This is a genomic window from Actinomadura fulvescens (assembly GCF_039533225.1).
Lineage (GTDB): Bacteria > Actinomycetota > Actinomycetes > Streptosporangiales > Streptosporangiaceae > Spirillospora > Spirillospora fulvescens.
In genome coordinates this window covers 436,058-451,902 of the sequence record NZ_BAAATD010000007.1, presented here as the reverse complement: position 1 = coordinate 451,902, position 15,845 = coordinate 436,058, and the positions used below count along the sequence as shown (strand labels likewise).

At 67.4% G+C, this 15,845-nt stretch carries 14 protein-coding genes; 7 read left to right on the top strand and 7 right to left on the bottom strand.

Annotation, left to right across the window (positions count from 1 at the left end; genetic code table 11):
• Positions 1-132: 132 nt before the first annotated feature.
• From ABD333_RS27090 to ABD333_RS27080, 3 genes are all read left to right on the top strand, one after another.
• The gene (locus ABD333_RS27090) at positions 133-825 is read left to right on the top strand and encodes a hypothetical protein (protein WP_344545301.1); all 693 of its coding nucleotides are present in this window, start codon (positions 133-135) and stop codon (positions 823-825) included.
• Between the two features lie 65 nt (positions 826-890).
• Positions 891-1,556, top strand: coding sequence for a hypothetical protein (locus ABD333_RS27085; RefSeq protein WP_344545300.1), 666 nt, complete (start codon positions 891-893; stop codon positions 1,554-1,556).
• Positions 1,557-1,605: 49 nt separating this feature from the next.
• Positions 1,606-4,689, top strand: coding sequence for an amino acid adenylation domain-containing protein (locus ABD333_RS27080; RefSeq protein ID WP_344545299.1), 3,084 nt, complete (start codon positions 1,606-1,608; stop codon positions 4,687-4,689).
• Here the strand turns inward: ABD333_RS27080 and ABD333_RS27075 are convergent.
• From ABD333_RS27075 to ABD333_RS27065, 3 genes are all read right to left on the bottom strand, one after another.
• Positions 4,638-4,934, bottom strand: a complete 297-nt coding sequence (locus tag ABD333_RS27075) for a response regulator transcription factor (protein ID WP_344545298.1) — start codon at positions 4,932-4,934, stop codon at positions 4,638-4,640. The genes ABD333_RS27080 and ABD333_RS27075 overlap by 52 nt on opposite strands.
• A 254-nt stretch (positions 4,935-5,188) precedes the next feature.
• Positions 5,189-7,198, bottom strand: coding sequence for a S9 family peptidase (locus ABD333_RS27070; RefSeq protein WP_344545297.1), 2,010 nt, complete (start codon positions 7,196-7,198; stop codon positions 5,189-5,191).
• Between the two features lie 77 nt (positions 7,199-7,275).
• A complete protein-coding gene (locus tag ABD333_RS27065) occupies positions 7,276-7,452 on the bottom strand; it encodes a hypothetical protein (protein WP_344545296.1) in 177 nt (58 codons plus the stop codon).
• 238 nt (positions 7,453-7,690) lie between these two features.
• Between ABD333_RS27065 and ABD333_RS27060 the strand changes: the two genes are divergently transcribed.
• Together ABD333_RS27060 and ABD333_RS27055 are read left to right on the top strand one after the other, a co-directional pair.
• The gene (locus tag ABD333_RS27060) at positions 7,691-8,665 is read left to right on the top strand and encodes a zinc-dependent alcohol dehydrogenase family protein (RefSeq protein WP_344545295.1); all 975 of its coding nucleotides are present in this window, start codon (positions 7,691-7,693) and stop codon (positions 8,663-8,665) included.
• A gap of 3 nt (positions 8,666-8,668) precedes the next feature.
• On the top strand, positions 8,669-9,526 hold the full coding sequence (locus ABD333_RS27055) for a universal stress protein (protein ID WP_344545294.1): 858 nt from the start codon (positions 8,669-8,671) through the stop codon (positions 9,524-9,526).
• A gap of 269 nt (positions 9,527-9,795) precedes the next feature.
• On the opposite strand, the gene ABD333_RS27050 is transcribed toward ABD333_RS27055, so the two are convergent.
• Positions 9,796-10,077, bottom strand: coding sequence for a hypothetical protein (locus tag ABD333_RS27050; RefSeq protein WP_344545293.1), 282 nt, complete (start codon positions 10,075-10,077; stop codon positions 9,796-9,798).
• A gap of 14 nt (positions 10,078-10,091) precedes the next feature.
• On the bottom strand, positions 10,092-10,865 hold the full coding sequence (locus tag ABD333_RS27045) for a HisA/HisF-related TIM barrel protein (protein ID WP_344545292.1): 774 nt from the start codon (positions 10,863-10,865) through the stop codon (positions 10,092-10,094).
• 384 nt (positions 10,866-11,249) lie between these two features.
• Between ABD333_RS27045 and ABD333_RS27040 the strand changes: the two genes are divergently transcribed.
• Positions 11,250-12,032, top strand: coding sequence for an AfsR/SARP family transcriptional regulator (locus ABD333_RS27040; protein ID WP_344545291.1), 783 nt, complete (start codon positions 11,250-11,252; stop codon positions 12,030-12,032).
• Positions 12,033-12,104: 72 nt separating this feature from the next.
• Here ABD333_RS27040 and ABD333_RS27035 read toward each other — a convergent pair whose 3' ends face one another.
• Positions 12,105-13,358, bottom strand: coding sequence for an FAD-dependent oxidoreductase (locus ABD333_RS27035; protein WP_344545412.1), 1,254 nt, complete (start codon positions 13,356-13,358; stop codon positions 12,105-12,107).
• A 189-nt stretch (positions 13,359-13,547) separates the two neighbouring features.
• On the opposite strand from ABD333_RS27035, the gene ABD333_RS27030 reads away from it, so the two are divergent.
• On the top strand, positions 13,548-14,270 hold the full coding sequence (locus tag ABD333_RS27030; RefSeq protein WP_344545290.1) for a hypothetical protein: 723 nt from the start codon (positions 13,548-13,550) through the stop codon (positions 14,268-14,270).
• A 209-nt stretch (positions 14,271-14,479) separates the two neighbouring features.
• Here ABD333_RS27030 and ABD333_RS27025 read toward each other — a convergent pair whose 3' ends face one another.
• Complete coding sequence (locus ABD333_RS27025; RefSeq protein ID WP_344545289.1) at positions 14,480-15,688, bottom strand: histidine decarboxylase; 1,209 nt, start codon at positions 15,686-15,688, stop codon at positions 14,480-14,482.
• Between the last annotated feature and the right edge of the window lie 157 nt (positions 15,689-15,845).

Genomic DNA, 15,845 nt, shown 5'->3' with positions numbered 1-15,845 from the left:
TCCCTGACCTTCCCCTCGTGTACTGGGTGATATGTACCAGATTCCGGCCGAATGCCACGGGTACGGAGCGACCGAGTCGTTGGGGACTTCCGCGCAGCGGTGAGCGAGCCGACCCCGAGTGAACGAGGAAGAATGATCGAAGAAACCTTCAAGGTCAACAGCGCTGCGGGAATCGCCGAACAACTCGTCGCCAGGCGGAGAACGGCACCTATCGGCAACGGGCTCGTCGAACACCTCAAAGCAGGGCGTCCGACCCGCGAAGATCTTTGCTGGCTGCTGCGCATAGAGACGCTTGCAGCGGAGGCGGAACTGTCCGCCTACGGCATCGCGCTGTACCGCCACCGGCACGCCATCTTCACCGACCTCAGCGCGATGGTGCACAGCGCCCGGGCAAAGCTCCCTGCGCTGGCCCGCATTATCGGGCTCAGTGAGGAACAGCGCATGCATAGGCCGTGGCAGGCCACGGCGTTCAGTTACCCGGCCTACCTGTGCTGGACGGCGCTTCATCACAGCCGCGCTGAGACCGGCATCGCGGTCTACGCGGACCTGGACCGGTACTACAGCGGCGGCCTGGCCGTCGCCGAGGAACTCCGCGCGGCCGGTGGCTACGCACCTGACGAACTGATCGAGTACTACACGGACGGTGTGCCGGAAGACCTCTGCACCAAGGCGCTTGACTTCGCCCAGGACGGCCTTGACGGAGGCGACGACCCCGGGCAGGCCCTGGCGGCGGGCAGGGTCATGGAAGAGAAGGTCGGGCTGTACTGGCAGGCGGCCGTGCCGCCTTCGAGCGTGGATCAGGCAGCAGGGGAAGCCGGCCCATGAGCAGGGCTCCAGCGAGCAGCGTTCCGGCTCGGCATAACACGCGCGAACGACGGAAGGGATGAGCAGTGACCGAGGATGTGCGGCACCTCCGGGCGGCGGCCTTGGCTGAGGACCTGGTGACACTCAGGGCTGAGTCGCCGGTCGGCAACGACCTGCTGTCACTCGCGGGTGAGGGCCGCCTCACCATGGAACACTTGCGCCGACTCGTGGGGATCGAACTGCAGTGCCATGTGTCCGAGCTCGCCGCCTACGGGACGATCATCTCGCGCTTCCCGCACCATCCGACGACGGGCCTCTACCTCGACCTCGGGCGCCTGGTGTACGAGGCGCATTTCAAGCTCCGCGAGTGCGCGACCGTGATGGGAATACCCGAAGAGCGCATTTACCGGTGGCCGTCAGGGCCTTCGGCGCACGCTTTCAGCGGCCTCATTTCCTGGCTCGCGCTGCACGGCGGCCAGGCGGACAACGCGCTGGCCATGTACGCCGACATGACGACCTACTTTCCCGACTGCGTCAAGCTGCTGGACCGGCTGGGCGGGACCGATCTGAAAATGCCGGATGAGTTCGTGGACTACTACAGGGGCGAGGCTCCCGACGAGATGATCCAAAAAGCCCTCGACGTGGTCGAGTTCGGCCTGGCCCAGGGGGAGGCCCCCGCCATCGCTCTCGAACGCGCCCGTCTGACGGATGAGCATATCGGCCGGTTCTGGCAGGCGGCGGCTGACGACTGAGGGCGAGCTCACGCCTTCATCGGCCAGGGACCGAGGGAGACCTGACGCAATGCCGAAGCAAGTTCCCGACCACCTGAAACGATGGAACGACACGGCTCGCGCATACCCGCGGAACGCATTGCTGCCGCGGCTGTTCGAAGCCCAGGTCCGGCGCACGCCGGACGCGCCGGCCGTGTCCGCCGGGGCGACCACGCTCACCTACCGGGAGCTTTCTCAGCGCGCGGACGCGTTCGCTCGGGTGCTGCGCGACGACCATGGCGTTCGGAATGGCGATCCCGTGGCGCTCCTGCTGGAGCGCTCTCCAGAGGTCCTGATCGGCATCTGGGCGGTACTCAAGGCCGGAGGCGCCTACGTTCCCCTGGACCCCGACCAGCCGATCGCACGCCTGAAGGAGATGGCCGACCGGCTGGACGTCCGGTGCGTCATCACACGGGACCGCTGGCGCGACCGGCTGCCGGGAAGGGAAGCCCTCACGGTGGAAGACCCGCCCCCGCCCGGCTCACCGCTCGCCCCTGCGGCCGCCGCGCCCACAGATCCGGCCTACATCATCTTCACCTCGGGTTCGACCGGGTCGCCGAAGGCCGTCGTGGTGCCCCACCGCGGAGCGGTACGGCTCGTCATGAACACCGACTACATCGACATCCGGCCGGACGACGTGTTCCTCGCCACCACCAACCCCGTCTTCGACGTCTCCTGCTTCGAGATCTTCGGAGCGCACCTCCACGGCGCGCGGCTCGTGCTGCCCGAGCCCGAGACCCTCCTGGCCCCCGCCGACCTGGCCCGCGACATCACGCGAAGCGGCGCCTCGATCATGTGGCTCACCACCGGTCTGCTGCACCAGATGGGCTTCGCCCGCCCGGACATGTTCGCGAGCCTGCGGGTGCTCATCGCGGGCGGGGACACCGTCAGTCCCGAGTGCATGCGCGCCATCCTGCGGGCCGGTCCTCCGGCGAATCTGATGAACGGCTACGGCCCCGCCGAGAACGCGACGTTCTCCACGACTCACCGGCTGACGGAGCTGTCCCCCACCGCGCAGACCGTGCCCATCGGCAGGCCGATCGCCAATTCCACGTGCTATGTCCTGCGGGACGACCGGAGCCCATGCGATCCAGGAGAGGAGGGCGAGCTGTACGTGGGCGGTGACGGTGTGGCGCTCGGCTACTTCGGTGACAAGGAGCGCACGGCCGAGCGTTTCATGCCCGACCCGTTCATCGGGACGGCGGAAGCCCGCATGTACAGGACCGGCGATCTGGGGTTGTGGAGGCCGGACGGCGTCCTTGAGTTCCTCGGGCGGCGGGACCGCCAGGTGCAGATCCGGGGTTACCGGGTGGAGCCGGGCGAGGTGGAGACCGCCGCCGTCGCCCATCCCGACATCCATGACGTCAAGGTGGCGGTCGAGGGGTCCGGCGACGACAAGTCGCTGGTGCTGTGGGCCGCGCCACGAGAGACGATCGACGAAGAGGAGCGGCACTCGTTCGTACGGCGGCTGCGCCGGTTCCTCCATGACCGTCTCCCCCGGTTCATGGTGCCTTCGCGGTTCGCGATCACCGACCGGCTGCCGCTCGGCCGCACCGGCAAGGTCGGCGCCCCTCCGGCCGCCGCCCTCCCGCCCGAGGAGACGGCGAAGCAGAAGACCTCCGAGCCGCCACGTGGCGAGGCCGAACGGGTCGTCGCGCGCGTCTGGACCGGACTGCTCGGCGTGGACGCCGTCGGCCGCGGCGACGACTTCTTCGACCTGGGCGGACAGTCACTCCAGCTGATAAGACTGGTCGCCGCGCTGCGCGACGGCCTCGACCGGTTGGAACACCTGCCGGATCGCACGCTGATCGGCATGGTGCTCGACAAGCCTGTCCTGCACGAGTTCGCCGCCTCCATCGACGACGCACGGCATGAAGGCACGGCGAGCAGCGATCGCGTTGATTTCCGCAAAGAGGCCGACCTGGACCGGGCCGTGCGCTTCGACTCCGGGCCCGTGCCCGGCCTGGAGCCTCCACGGGCGATCCTGCTCACCGGTGCGACCGGGTTCCTGGGCGCGTTCCTCGTCCACGAGCTCATGAAGACCACCGAAGCCAGGTTGGTGTGCCCCGTCCGAGCGCGTGACGCCGACGACGGCCTGCGGCGGGTGGAGGCCGCTTTGCGTCGCTGGGGGCTACCGCTCGACGGTCTCGCCCAACGGGTGACCGCCCTGCCTGCGGATCTGGGCGAACCCGGCCTCGGCCTAGGGGACGAGCGGTTCGCGGACCTGGCCGCCCAGAGCGACCTCATTCTGCACAACGGAGCGCACGTCAACTTCCTGTATCCGTATCGCCGGCTGGCCGCCGCCAACGTGGGCAGCGTTCGTGAGCTGATCCGCTTCGCCGCCACCAGTCCCCTCAAGCCGTTCCACTACGTCTCGTCGATCGACGTCTTCGCGGGGCTCGCGGCGACCGGCGTCCGCCGTATGAACGAGGACGACCCGCTGGGCGACCCCGAGGTGCTGGCACAGGGATACGCCGAGACCAAATGGGTGGCCGAATCCCTGCTCGGCCGGGCGGCGGGCCGGGGACTGCCCGTGAGCCTCTACCGGCCCTTCGAGATCACAGGCACCCGGGACCGCGGGATCCAGAGCACGGACACGATGATGAGCGCGTTCATCAAGGCCGTCGCCGAGACGGGGCTGGCTCCCCAGGTACCGATGATCCTCAACCTCGTCCCGGTCGACTTCGCCGCTGCGGCGCTGGCCCACCTGCTGCTCCGCGAGCCCCCGCACGGCCGCGCCTACCATCTCGGCAATCCGGCACCAGCGCCGTTGTCGCTCCTGGTGGAACGGCTCCGCGCGTTCGGCTACGGAGTTCGCGAAGTGCCCTATGACGAATGGTGCCGGGCTATGAAGGAGGCTGTGCAGCGCGACCCGGACATGGCGCTTGCCAACTACCTCCCCATGTTCACCGAAAGGTCTGAGCGCACAGGGCTCTCGGTGTTCGAGGCACACTTCTCAGGCAATATGCCGGAGCTCGATCAGACGAACGCGCGGCGAGCGCTCGACGGCACCGGACTCGCCTGTCCACCCGTCGATGCCGACCTGCTCGACCGGTATCTGGACTACTTCCTCGCCTCCGGTTTTCTCACGCCGGCGACCGCGTCGCGATCCTGAAAGATCGCAGCCTCGCTGGAACCTTCAGCCGCCAGAAGATTCTCCCGTACCGCGACCATGGCGGCTTCAGTACGGCTGTGCACGCCGAGCTTGCCGAACACCGAGTGCAGGTGGTTGCGCACTGTCCTCTCGGAGATGTGCAGCAGGCTGGCGGTCTTGCGGTTGGTCAGGCCGACCGCGACCAGTTCCAGGATCTGACTCTCACGGGCGGTCAGCCGATACTTCGCCGCCTGCGGGGTCGGCATCGGGTCGCCCCCGGGATTCTCAATTCCGGGCCTTCGCGGTCTTCGTGGACACTGGGCCGCGAGTTCCTCACATGCGCTCCTCAGCACGTCGACCAAGCGCTCATGGAACCGCAGGCTGTCGCTGAGGCTCCTGATGACGTCGCCCATCTGGGCCAGCTGTTCGGCGTGGTCGCCGCAGCAGGCCACGGGGCCGGCCTCACCCCCGGACGACGCCTTCGGCGAGGACGGCGCGGACGGGGAATGAAGCTTCGCGGTCACAGAAGTCTTGGGCGGTCCCATTCGTTCCCCTTGAGGTGATGGTCGAGGAATGCGCGAACCACCTCGTGCCAGATCCGGGCCAGGGCAGGAGTCAGGACGCTATGGTCCTCCTGCGGAAAATAGAGGAGCTTGGCGTCGACGTCGCGGCGCATGAGATCCCACCACAGGTGCAGGCTCTGGCTGATCGGTACGCGGTAGTCCTCGTCCCCATGGATGACGAGCATGGGGGTGCCGAGGCGGTCGGCCCGGCTGTGCGGTGAGTGCCGCAGGATGTTCTCTCGCTGGGCGGCGGACCCGTCCCGCTCGCCCCACTGCCGAGCCCACGCCCACGGCTCGTCGGTGGTGGCGATGAAGGACTCCAGATGCCAGACGCTCGCGCCGCTCACGATCGCCTTGAAACGGCGGGTGCTGGTCGCGATCCAGTTGGCGAGGTAGCCGCCGAAGGAGTTTCCGATCACCGCGCAGGCGGTCTCGTCGATGTCGGGACGGCGGCAGGCCGCGTCGGTGAGCGCCATCACGTCGTCGTACGGCGCGTGGCCCCACGCCGCCCAGCCGCGGCGGACGAAATCACGACCGTAACCGGTGGAGAGCGCGTGGTCAGGGAGCAGGACCGCGTATCCCTCGGCGGCGAGCAGCCATGGATTGGCCACCCAGGACCACTCGTTCCAGGACGCCATGGGGCCGCCGTGGAGCCAGACCACGAGGGGGAAGGGTGGCCGTGGACCGTGCGGCATGACCAGCCAGGCTCGCAGGCGGACACCGTCCTCGCCGACGGCCCCGACCTCGGTCACCTCGCCGGGCAGGCGGGGCGCCGTGCCGGGGACGTCCAAGGTGACGGGCCGCTGCTCCGCCTCCGTGACATTGAGCCGGACGGGAACCGGCGGACGGTCGATGGAAGAGTGCAGCGCGTACAGGTGGGAACGGCCGGGCAGCAAGGTCTGGTTCGCTCCCGAGCCGGTGAGGCGCGTGATCTCACCCGTCGTGAGCCGCACCCGGAAGACCGGCGCGCGGCCTCGCTCATCGGCCACGAAATACACGGATTCGTCGTCATGTGAGAACACCGGGTCCCGGGGCCACAGCGGAAAGCCGGACGTCAGGTCGCGCGTCTTCTTCGTCTCCAGGTCGATGAGGCACAGGCCGACGTCGGGCGGGTCATGACGGGTCTCCATCCGGCGGCGGACGCAGACGACCTCGCGCGCCGCGTTCCCGATCGCCGGCATGTGGTGGTCCACGCCGGGCTCGTCCGCGATCAGCTCGATCTCACCCGTCGCGTCGTCGGCGACCGACAGTGACCAGCGCTGGCGGCCACGGGATTCCTCGACGCGCAGGGGAACGACGAGCCGCGAGCCGTCCGGCGCGATCACGATGTCCTCCCCCACCTGGTCCTGAACGCGCGGAAGCAGGTCGCGCTGGTCCGGCCGCCAGGTCCCGTCGGGACGCATCGTCCCGGCGGTCATGATCCGCAGGCGGCCCGGGCTGTACTCGCGGCCCCATACCCGGACGGGAAACCGCTCGTAGAGGAGGGCACCGACCAGTCCGGCCCGCTTGCGCTCGGCTCGCAGGCGTTCCTCGTCCTCCGCGCTGATCGCCCCGGGCATGGCCCGCACGGCGACGCGGACGTCGCCCGAGTCGGCCGAGGCGTAGACCCGGCTGATCCCCGTCGGCCATCTCATCAGCCGGGTCGGCGCCGAACCGTCCGCCGGCAGCAGCCACAGGGCGTAGGGCTCGTCTGGGGTGACCGAGTCGTGGACCAGTTCATAGGGGGTGCCAAGGCACACCAGCGAGCCGTCGGGCAGGAACGCGGGCGAACGGGCGAGGAACCGTGTGGGTGTCAGGCGCCGCCAGGTTCGGGCGGTCGGCACGAACTCCCAGAGAGCGGGAAGGTAGACGTCGCGTTCCGGGCTCAGCGAGGCCACACACGCCACGAGCCGATCCGAGTCACGGGAGACGACGAGATCGGACACCCTCGGAACGGCTATGAAATCCCACGCGTCGTCGAAGCTCACGAATGCTCCATCTGGGTGGGCAGAATGAAATGGCGACTGGGGATGGAGGTCACCCGTCCATCCCCAGCACCTGATTCCTACTTGTCCTTGAACTCGGACTTGTCCTTGAGCTCAGTGGCTTCCAGCTTGTCCTTGGTCGCGTCCTTGAACGTCGCGTCCTTGAACTCGGCAGCTTCCAGCTTGTCCTTGGTCGCGTCCTTGAACTCGGCGCCTTCCATCTTGTCCTTGCTCTTTTCCTTGGCGGGCTTGGCCATACTGCGCTCCTTCCTGACCGGGATATACAGAAACAAGGCGTCCTTGCTTCTCTGTTCAGGCTTCCCCCTCGTTCTGACGTGGTGATGACACCACGCTGACTTCCAACCACCCCGCTGCTTCCTCGTGCCTGGGCCGATGCTCCTATGGACGTCAGCGGGAAAGTTTTCCCAGGAAATTTGTCCCAGCGTCCCGTCGAGTCCGCACGGGTACCTAAGCGCAAATATCAGCGAGAGGGAGATGATGATGCGGGCGGTCCAGTTCGACGAGTACGGCGACCCCGGCGGCGTCCTGCGCATGGTCGAACTCGACGATCCCGAGCCCGGACCTGGGGAAGTGCGCGCTCGGATAACGCTCCGGCCGATCAATCCCGCGGACGTGCTGTTCGTCCAGGGGCGTTATGGCCGCCGCGCCCGATTTCCCTCCCCCGTCGGCTTCGAGGCCGCGGGTGTGGTCGACCGCTGCGGGCCCGGCGTCACGCTGACGCCCGGGACCCGTGTCGCGCTCGATGGGCTGGGCACCTGGCAGGACTATGCCGTGGTGCCGGAGGGGTCGGTGGTCGCGCTGCCCGCCGGAGTGACCGACGAGGCCGCCTGCCAGATGATGATCAACCCGTTCACGGCACTGCTGCTGCTGCGCGCGGCGAACCTCGCGCCCGGCGATTGGCTGCTGCTGTCCGCAGGCGCCTCCGCCGTGGCCCGCATGGTCCTGAAGGAGGCCACGAAGCGTGGCGCGCGCTGCGTGAGCGTCGTGCGCCATGGGCGCCATGCCGAGGAGCTCGCGGACCTGGGAGCGAAGGTCGTCCACGGGACGGGCGAGCGGTTCGCAGAACAGGTGAGAGAGGCCACCAAGGGAGAGGGCGCCGCGGTCGCGCTCGACGCGGTCGGCGGTCCGCTCGGGGCTCGGCTTACCGGCTGTCTCCGCTCCGGGGGAAGGCTCATCGTGTACGGCATGCTGTCCGGGGAGCCCGTTCCGGTCGCGCCCGCCGACCTGGTCTTCCGGACTGTGACCGTCGAGGGCTTCTGGCTGCCCGAACGGCTCGGCCGCCTGTCGCGTGAGGAGCGCGACGAGCTCGCCACGGCGGTGTTGCGGCGTCTGGAGTCGGGTGACCTGGCGGCACCGATCGAGGCGGTCTATTCCTTGGCCGACTTCGACAGGGCGCTCGCCCACGACGGACAGTCCGACCGTTCGGGCAAGATACTGCTGGCGGGCTGAGCCGTGGACAGGCCGGTCGTCGTCGGAACCGATGGCTCGCCCTCTGCGTGGGCGGCAGTGGAGTGGGCGGCGGCCGACGCGCGGGCTCGTCGAGTTCCCCTGTGCATCGTCCACGCGATGCACGTGGGGCGCTACGTTCGCGGTTGGCCGGCGGTGCTGCCACCTCGGGACCTCCTCCGCCAAGCGGGCGAGCGCATCCTCACGGAGGCCGTTGCGTTCGTGCGCGATTCCTACCCGGGCCTCAGCGTGTCGGGCGCTCTTTCGCCCAGCTCTGCCCCCGCGGCTCTGGGAGAGCGGTCACAGGACGCCTTCGAAGTGGTCGTAGGGCACCCCGGCCACGGCAGACTGGCCGATCTGATGTTCGGCTCGGTGGGGCTGGAGGCCAGTGGCCACTGCCCGGTGGTGATCGTGCACGGTGAACCCCGGCCGCGATGCGAAAGGATCGTTGTGGCGGTCGACCTGGCGACCGATTCGAGCGCGCGGCTCGCCTACGCGTTCCAGACTGCCGCCGCGTACCGCTGCCGCCTATGTGCCCTGCATGTCGTGCCCCTCTCACGCGTCCTCGACCAGCCACCCGAGCGCGAGGCGGCACCTCTGCTCGACGGTGCGCGAGACGCGCTCCAGCGGTCGCTTGCTCCCTGGTCCGTCTCTTTCCCCTCCGTACGCACGCAGGCCGAGATGGTGCAGGGCGTCGTCACCTCGGCTCTCATCGACGCCTCACTGGAAGCGGACCTGCTGGTGATCGGCGGACCCATGCCAGCGGAGAGCCCCGCGATAGAGATCCGCTGGTCGCTTCGTGACCTGGTCAGCCGCGCCCACTGCCCCCTGGTGCTGGTGGGCCTCGGTCCCGGTGCCTTCTGAAGACCCAGCACGGTCCCCGCGGTCCGCCGTGTGGCCGCGGGAACCCCCTGCGGGCGCCTGTTCGGCGGTCAGGCCTCGCTGAAATAGTCCCAGGAGGACTTCTGCGCCTCCAGGACGCGATGCGCGCTCGCGGCGATCCGGTCACCGGACTCGCCGTGAGCCAGGCCGTATTCGATCACCGGGAGCGCGCCGTCGACGATCGGGCGGGGCGCGTCACGCTCGGACTCCAGGTAGTCGATCGGGCGATGCCGGGGCGAGCTCCTCCACGTTCAGCCCAAGGAGCGGCCGGCGACCGGCAACCTGTCATAGGACTCGGCCAGCCAATGGACCGTGAAGGAGAACAGGCCCGCCGGCACCGGATGCGGGTGGCGTGCGATCAGCAGCCCGTGCGCGGCGAGTTCGGCGAACAGCGCCCGGTACTTCGCGGCCACCAGTCGCTGGAGCTGTTCTTCGTTGAAGGCGCCCTGCCGCACCTGCATGGAGAACTTGTTCTCGGGCAGGAAGCTCTGTGGATCGGTGTCGACCGAATTCACATAGTCGGTGACGGTCATTCGTCGCACCTCCCTCAGGCGCCGGACGCTTCGGCGCGGATGTAGGAGTCGGCGTCGTCAACGGTGTGGCTGCCGTCGTGGAGCATCTTCTGAGTGAGGACGTAGGTGGCGCCGTTCGCGAGGCCCTCACGCAGATGCTCCAAGGTGCCGCATCCTCCCGATGCGATCACAGGGACGTGCACCGCCTTGACCATCGCGCGCACCAGGTCGAGGTCGTACCCCGCTCCGGTGCCTTCCTGGTCCAGGCTGTTGGGCAGGATGTGACCCGCTCCCAGATCGGTGAGCATCTGCGCCCAGGTGACCGCGTCCAGCGGAGTCTCGGTCTCGTCGCCCTGGATGACGACGTTCCATCGGGCGTCGTCCGCCCGCTGCACGTTCATGACGCCGAGGACGCGGTCGGCGCCGAACCGCTGAGCGGCCGTGTGCAGCACCGAGGGCCGTTCGACCGAGGTCGTGCTCAGCCCCACCGCTTCGACCCCGAGCTCGATGAGCCGCTCGAGTTCTTCGATCGATGGCGCGAGCCCGTTGGCGACGGTGACCCACAGGGAGACGCCGGCCGTTCGCGCCTGCCGGATGACCTCCAGGCTGGCCGCGCTGTCCGTCCAGGAGTCCTGTACGTCGAGGAAGACGCGGGTGGCGCCCTGTCCGCGGTAACACTCGATGACCCCGAGGGGATCGGAGGGATCGGCGAGACCGGGGATGCCGGCGGGTTCGATGGTCCGCCCGCCGGAGATGTCGATCGTCGGAATGATCGGCGAATGCTGAGCGTGGTCGGTCGGTTGCGGCATGGTCGCCTCCTGTTGGGCAGTCGTGCGCCGACGCGGGAACGGTGTCCGCCGGCACCCGGCCGGGCGATGACCGTCGGCGGGATTTTCAACTTCGGTCCGTCCCTGCCCGTTGGATCTGACACAGCAATGACGTTTTTCTGACACGCGACTGATATCGCTTCGACAGGACCGGCGGGCTTTCGCGTAACAAATGAATGCCCATACCGGGACTGATCGGCGTGACAGCGGCGGTGTGTGTCGCACGGGTTACGGCCCCCTCATACACCACAGGATTCATGACCAAAGGAACCTGTACTTGTCAAGGTCACTGCTGAAATGTTAGCGTCGGTGAATACTCATCCGGGATCGCCGGAGCATCCCGCCCCTCGAATGAGAGAACGCGCAGTGTTGCAGATTAAACTACTGGGCACTCTGAGCATTTGCAGCGGAAAGGCGGAGCTTTCAATTGAAGGCTTGAAACGGCGTAGCGTGCTGGCCGCATTGATAGTCCGCAGCAATTCGATTGTTCCTCTTGAGGAGCTGGCACTTGAAGTGTGGCGTGACGAGCCGCCGCCGGGCGCGGAGAACGCTCTTCAGGCCCACATATCCCGCATTCGATCCAGTTTGTCTGAATGGCGGGAACGAACGCAGGCGCGCGTGTACCTGCGAACCCGCTATCCGGGTTATGTACTCGAGGTGCCACAACGGTCGGTGGACATCTGGCAGTTCCGTCACCGCTACGCCCAGGCGCACGCCGTCAAGACCAGCCGTCCCGAAGAGGCGGTCGCGCTGTACCGCTCGGCGCTGGCGCTGTGGCGCGGACCCGCGCTCCAGGACGTGCCTCCTGGGCCGATCACTGACGCCGAACGGGGGCGGCTGGCACGGGAGCGCCTGATGGTGGTCGCCGGCCTGGCCGAACTCGACCTCGCCATAGGGCGGCATCTGGAGATCATTCCGGACCTGGAGCAGCTGGTGCTGGATCACCCGCTGGAGGAACGCCTCTACGCCCAGCTCATGGTCGCCCTCGCGCGGGCCGGTCGCACCGGGGACGCCCTGCAGGTCTACCAGCATGCCCGGCTGTCGTTGGCGCAGGAGGCGGGACTGTCCCCATCGCCCGCCCTTCAGCGCCGCATGCGCGCCATTCTCGAAGCATCCGCACAGGGTGACGAGGCGACAGAACGAACCTGAAAAGACACCCAGGCCGAAACCGGGCTGAAAAGAAAACGGGCTGAAAAGGCCCAGAAAAGACCGGGTCGAGAGTCACTGGTTCAACATCGGCAGCCGCTCGCCGTCCAGCGACATCCGCTGCACCACCTCGATCGCCGACACGACGGCGGACTCCTGGCTGGCGACCCAGTTGGTATGGTTTCCGGCAAAGTACAGACTCTCCTGCCCTTGCAGCGCCGCCAGTTTGCGCTGCGCCCTTACAGCATCGGGCGTAATGTACAGATGCTGGAAATCCGCGCGGGCCAGCAGCCGGCGAGGGAGTTCGTCACGATGGGTTATCTGACTCTTGAAGACATCGACACCATGAATGGGACCGAACCAGTCGCAGCTCTCACACCAGCCATCGCGCACGGTGAGATTGGTCGTCGCCCACTGGTCCGAATCCGCCGGCATGTACAGCGGGTCCAGGTGCAGCGCATAGGTGGTGTCGACGTACTGGAACGAGCCGAGCACGGCGCGCAGCTCACCGGTGCCGGCCAAGGACTTCAGCAGAGGGATCGCCGCCGGAGCCGGGACCGCGATCACCAGCTGGTCGACCAGGTGGGACTCTCCCGCGGAGTCGCGTAGCTCGTATCGCTCTCCGTCACGCCGGACCTCCTCCACGAGAGCCCCGGTCTTGACGCGCAGACGAGGGGTGTCAGCCGCCAGCGCCCACGCCAGGCCCTCCAGACCGAGCGTCAGCTGCTGCCAGTGAGCACTCTCGGCCATCCCGGCGTAGAACCCGATCGCCGCCCGCGCCGACAGCTGCTTGGCCATCTCGATACTGCAGCAGAACAACGATGCGGGCCGCGCATAGAGCAGGTCGCGCTTGATGGGCTCGGGCACCGGTAGAGGCTCCACCAGCTCGGCGAGTGGAACGCACCAGTCGACATCACGTTCCTCCCATTCCGAAGCCCTGGCGAGAAAAAGGTTCAGGCCGTCCCACGCCGATCCAAGACGCGTGGTACGGGGGTGAGCCGACTGCCCGTCGGCCGGAGTCACCAGGAACGGTGCCGCGTCCGCTTCGCGCACCACGGAAAGGGAGGCGGGAATCTGACGCAGGTGTTCGTCGGTGTAGCCGAGCAGCGAAAGAAGCCGGCGGTGCCGGGGGAACAGGCCCGCGGAGATGTCCTGAGATCCGAGCTCCAGCGAAACCGAGTGATCGTTAAGCCGCACCGGATAGGACCTCGCGTTCCCGCCGATACGCGTTCGCCCCTCAAGAAGGACGCATTCGTGCCGGTCTCCGAGCAGCCATGCCGTTGTGAGACCGGCGATTCCGCCGCCCACTATGCCAACGCGCATCGTCATCACGTCCTAAAGATGTGACCTGCATCGTCGGATCACTGCTTGTCACTGCTTGCAGCATAACCAAGAACATCACCATCGATGATGGTCATCCCGTCCTGGGTAATACGTACCGGCTATCAGCGGCCGCGAAGGGGTAAAGCCACGTCAGCCAGGCGGCCGCCGTCGAAGGGAAGCGAGGAGAAGCAGAGAATGCGTGAGCCCGATGGACGACACGGAACCGCGAACGAGCTCGCGGTGGAGCTGGCACGCTTGCGCGCCGTCGCTCCCTTGGACAATCCGCTTCTGGAGTTGGCGCAGAACGGCCTGGTGACTCCGTCGCACCTTCGCAATCTCGTACTGATCGAGGAGCGGTACCACGGTGCCGAACTCGTCGCCTACGGGACCTTGCTTTCGCGATTTCCGCATTCGCCGGCGAGTGATTTCATCATCGCGGTCGCCCGCGTCGTGCAGGATGCCCGGACACGGCTGGCGACCGTGGCCGAAAGCCTCGACACCGAACCCGATGCCGAACCCGATGCCGAACGGCGCGCCTGTTCCCCTACTCTGAGCGGCATACGGCGCGACATCACCGCCCATGGTTTCTGCTCGTACGTTTCCTGGCTGGCTCTCAACGGGAGCCAGGCAGCAATGGGGCTGGCCCTGTACTCCGACCCTGATGGCATCTACTACGGAGGTTCGAGGGCCCTGGTCAACGGTCTGCGTGAGCGTGGCTACGAGTTGCCCGACCCGTTCGTCGAGTACTACACCGGGACGCCCTCAAAGCAGCAGAACGACGAGGCTCTGGCGGTCGCCCAAGCCGGTCTCGACAACGGCGACGATCCTGTCGCCGCGCTCGACGCGGGTCGGCTCTGCGACCAGTACATGGCATTGCTGTGGAAAGCCGCCGCCGGCTCCTACGACGACACACCGTGAAGTCGTCTTCCTCGTGATCTGGCTGACCGGGGTGAAGCCGCCTCACAGCGGGTTGGCGCGCCCAGATCTGCGGAGTCTTCTCCATCGGGACAGCAGTCCCCGGGAGCGGCGCGGGACGTCCTGTCCGCTGGGCCGCTGCGCGAGGCCGGGGCCGGATGGCTGATCGCTCGTCGTTTCCGTCGTCGGCCGGCCGTCGCGGCGGCCGGGAGTCAGCCTTGCAGGTCGTGGCAGAGACGGTCGATGTGATCCTTGGTCAGGTGTGGCATGGCGATCACATGGGTGCGGTCGCCGGAGTCCAGAAGGTGCCATGTGGCCAGCACCGCACGGGAGGGGCGACGGAAGCTGACGATGACGGAGTTCGGCATGCGCTGGGGCTCGGCGCCGCATTCCCCCAGCCGCCGTTCGGCGTACTCGGCGATGTCCAGGCAGTGCCGGGCACGCCGGGCCAGTCCGTCGCGGCCCAGCCTTCGCAGGGCCCACCACAGCATGAGCGGGCTCAGCCCGTCGCGTGAGCCCATCATCGTGAAGTCGTCGGCGTCGACCTGGGTGACATGGGAGGCGACCATTTCGAGGTGCTCGCGGCGGACCAGGGCGATGCCGGCCGGTATCGGCAGGCCGACCAGTTTGTGGCCGCTGATGGCGAGGCTGTCGGCGCCGGCGTCGAAGGCCCAGGGTCCGTGGTCGGGGATGAACGGGATGATCAGCCCGCCGAACGCGGCGTCGACGTGCAGATGCACCCGCTCGATGCCGACGTCGACGAGCCGTCCGCGGATGGCGGCCACCGGATCGGCGGCACCGGTCATGGTGGTGCCGACCGTGGCCTGCACCACCGCCGGGCGGTCCCTGCGGGACACGCACGCCTCGACGAGGGCGTCGAGGTTCATCTCGCCCTTGTCGTCGACGTCGATCTTGACGGTGTCCAGGTTCAGCAGCCAAGTGATCTTATCGACCGAGTAGTGGGAGTCGGCGGAGGTGTAGAGCACGGCGTCGGGGTAGCGCCGCATGCCCAGGTGGATACCGAAGATGTTGCTCTCGGTGCCGCCGTTGGTGATGTAACCGGCGACCTGGTCGACGTCGCCGCCGGTGAGCCTGGTGAAGAACTCCAGCACCTGGCGTTCGAACGGCCTGGTGGAGATGTTGTAGCCGGCGGGGCCGTACGACGTGCCGACGTTGTTGAGAGAAACGGCCAGGAAGTCCGCCAGCGGCCGGTAGTCGAAGTCGAGGTTCACCGGAAACCCCACCATCCACTGGCGTTGGTCGACGCCCCACTGCGCCAGAAGGCGCACCAGTTCGTCGTCGTTCTGGCCGCTGGGGCCCTCAGTGCGGGGTCCGTCGCCGATCTCCAGGTCTCCAGGGCGGAAGGAGACGGTGGTGGGAGATGCGGGATCGGCGAAGTCGGCGCGGCGTGAGGTGTCCATGGTCGTCCTGACGTTGTGATCCTTTTCTTAGGTTTACAAGTCTCAGAATCGATGGTCAACTCAGGAGGTAAATACGGTCCCCCCAAAGCCTTTCTTGATACCCCTCCCCCAGGGCAGACGGTGTCCGCAATAGTCATCAACCAAATAGGTATATTAC

Coding starts and splice junctions, on each gene's coding strand:
- ABD333_RS27045 (WP_344545292.1), bottom strand. CDS start 10,865: ATGCCGCAACCGACCGACCACGCTCAGCATTCGCCGATCATTCCGACG.
- ABD333_RS27080 (WP_344545299.1), top strand. CDS start 1,606: ATGCCGAAGCAAGTTCCCGACCACCTGAAACGATGGAACGACACGGCT.
- ABD333_RS27025 (WP_344545289.1), bottom strand. CDS start 15,688: ATGGACACCTCACGCCGCGCCGACTTCGCCGATCCCGCATCTCCCACC.
- ABD333_RS27090 (WP_344545301.1), top strand. CDS start 133: ATGATCGAAGAAACCTTCAAGGTCAACAGCGCTGCGGGAATCGCCGAA.
- ABD333_RS27060 (WP_344545295.1), top strand. CDS start 7,691: ATGATGATGCGGGCGGTCCAGTTCGACGAGTACGGCGACCCCGGCGGC.
- ABD333_RS27075 (WP_344545298.1), bottom strand. CDS start 4,934: ATGCCGACCCCGCAGGCGGCGAAGTATCGGCTGACCGCCCGTGAGAGT.
- ABD333_RS27050 (WP_344545293.1), bottom strand. CDS start 10,077: ATGACCGTCACCGACTATGTGAATTCGGTCGACACCGATCCACAGAGC.
- ABD333_RS27065 (WP_344545296.1), bottom strand. CDS start 7,452: ATGGCCAAGCCCGCCAAGGAAAAGAGCAAGGACAAGATGGAAGGCGCC.
- ABD333_RS27035 (WP_344545412.1), bottom strand. CDS start 13,358: ATGACGATGCGCGTTGGCATAGTGGGCGGCGGAATCGCCGGTCTCACA.
- ABD333_RS27030 (WP_344545290.1), top strand. CDS start 13,548: ATGCGTGAGCCCGATGGACGACACGGAACCGCGAACGAGCTCGCGGTG.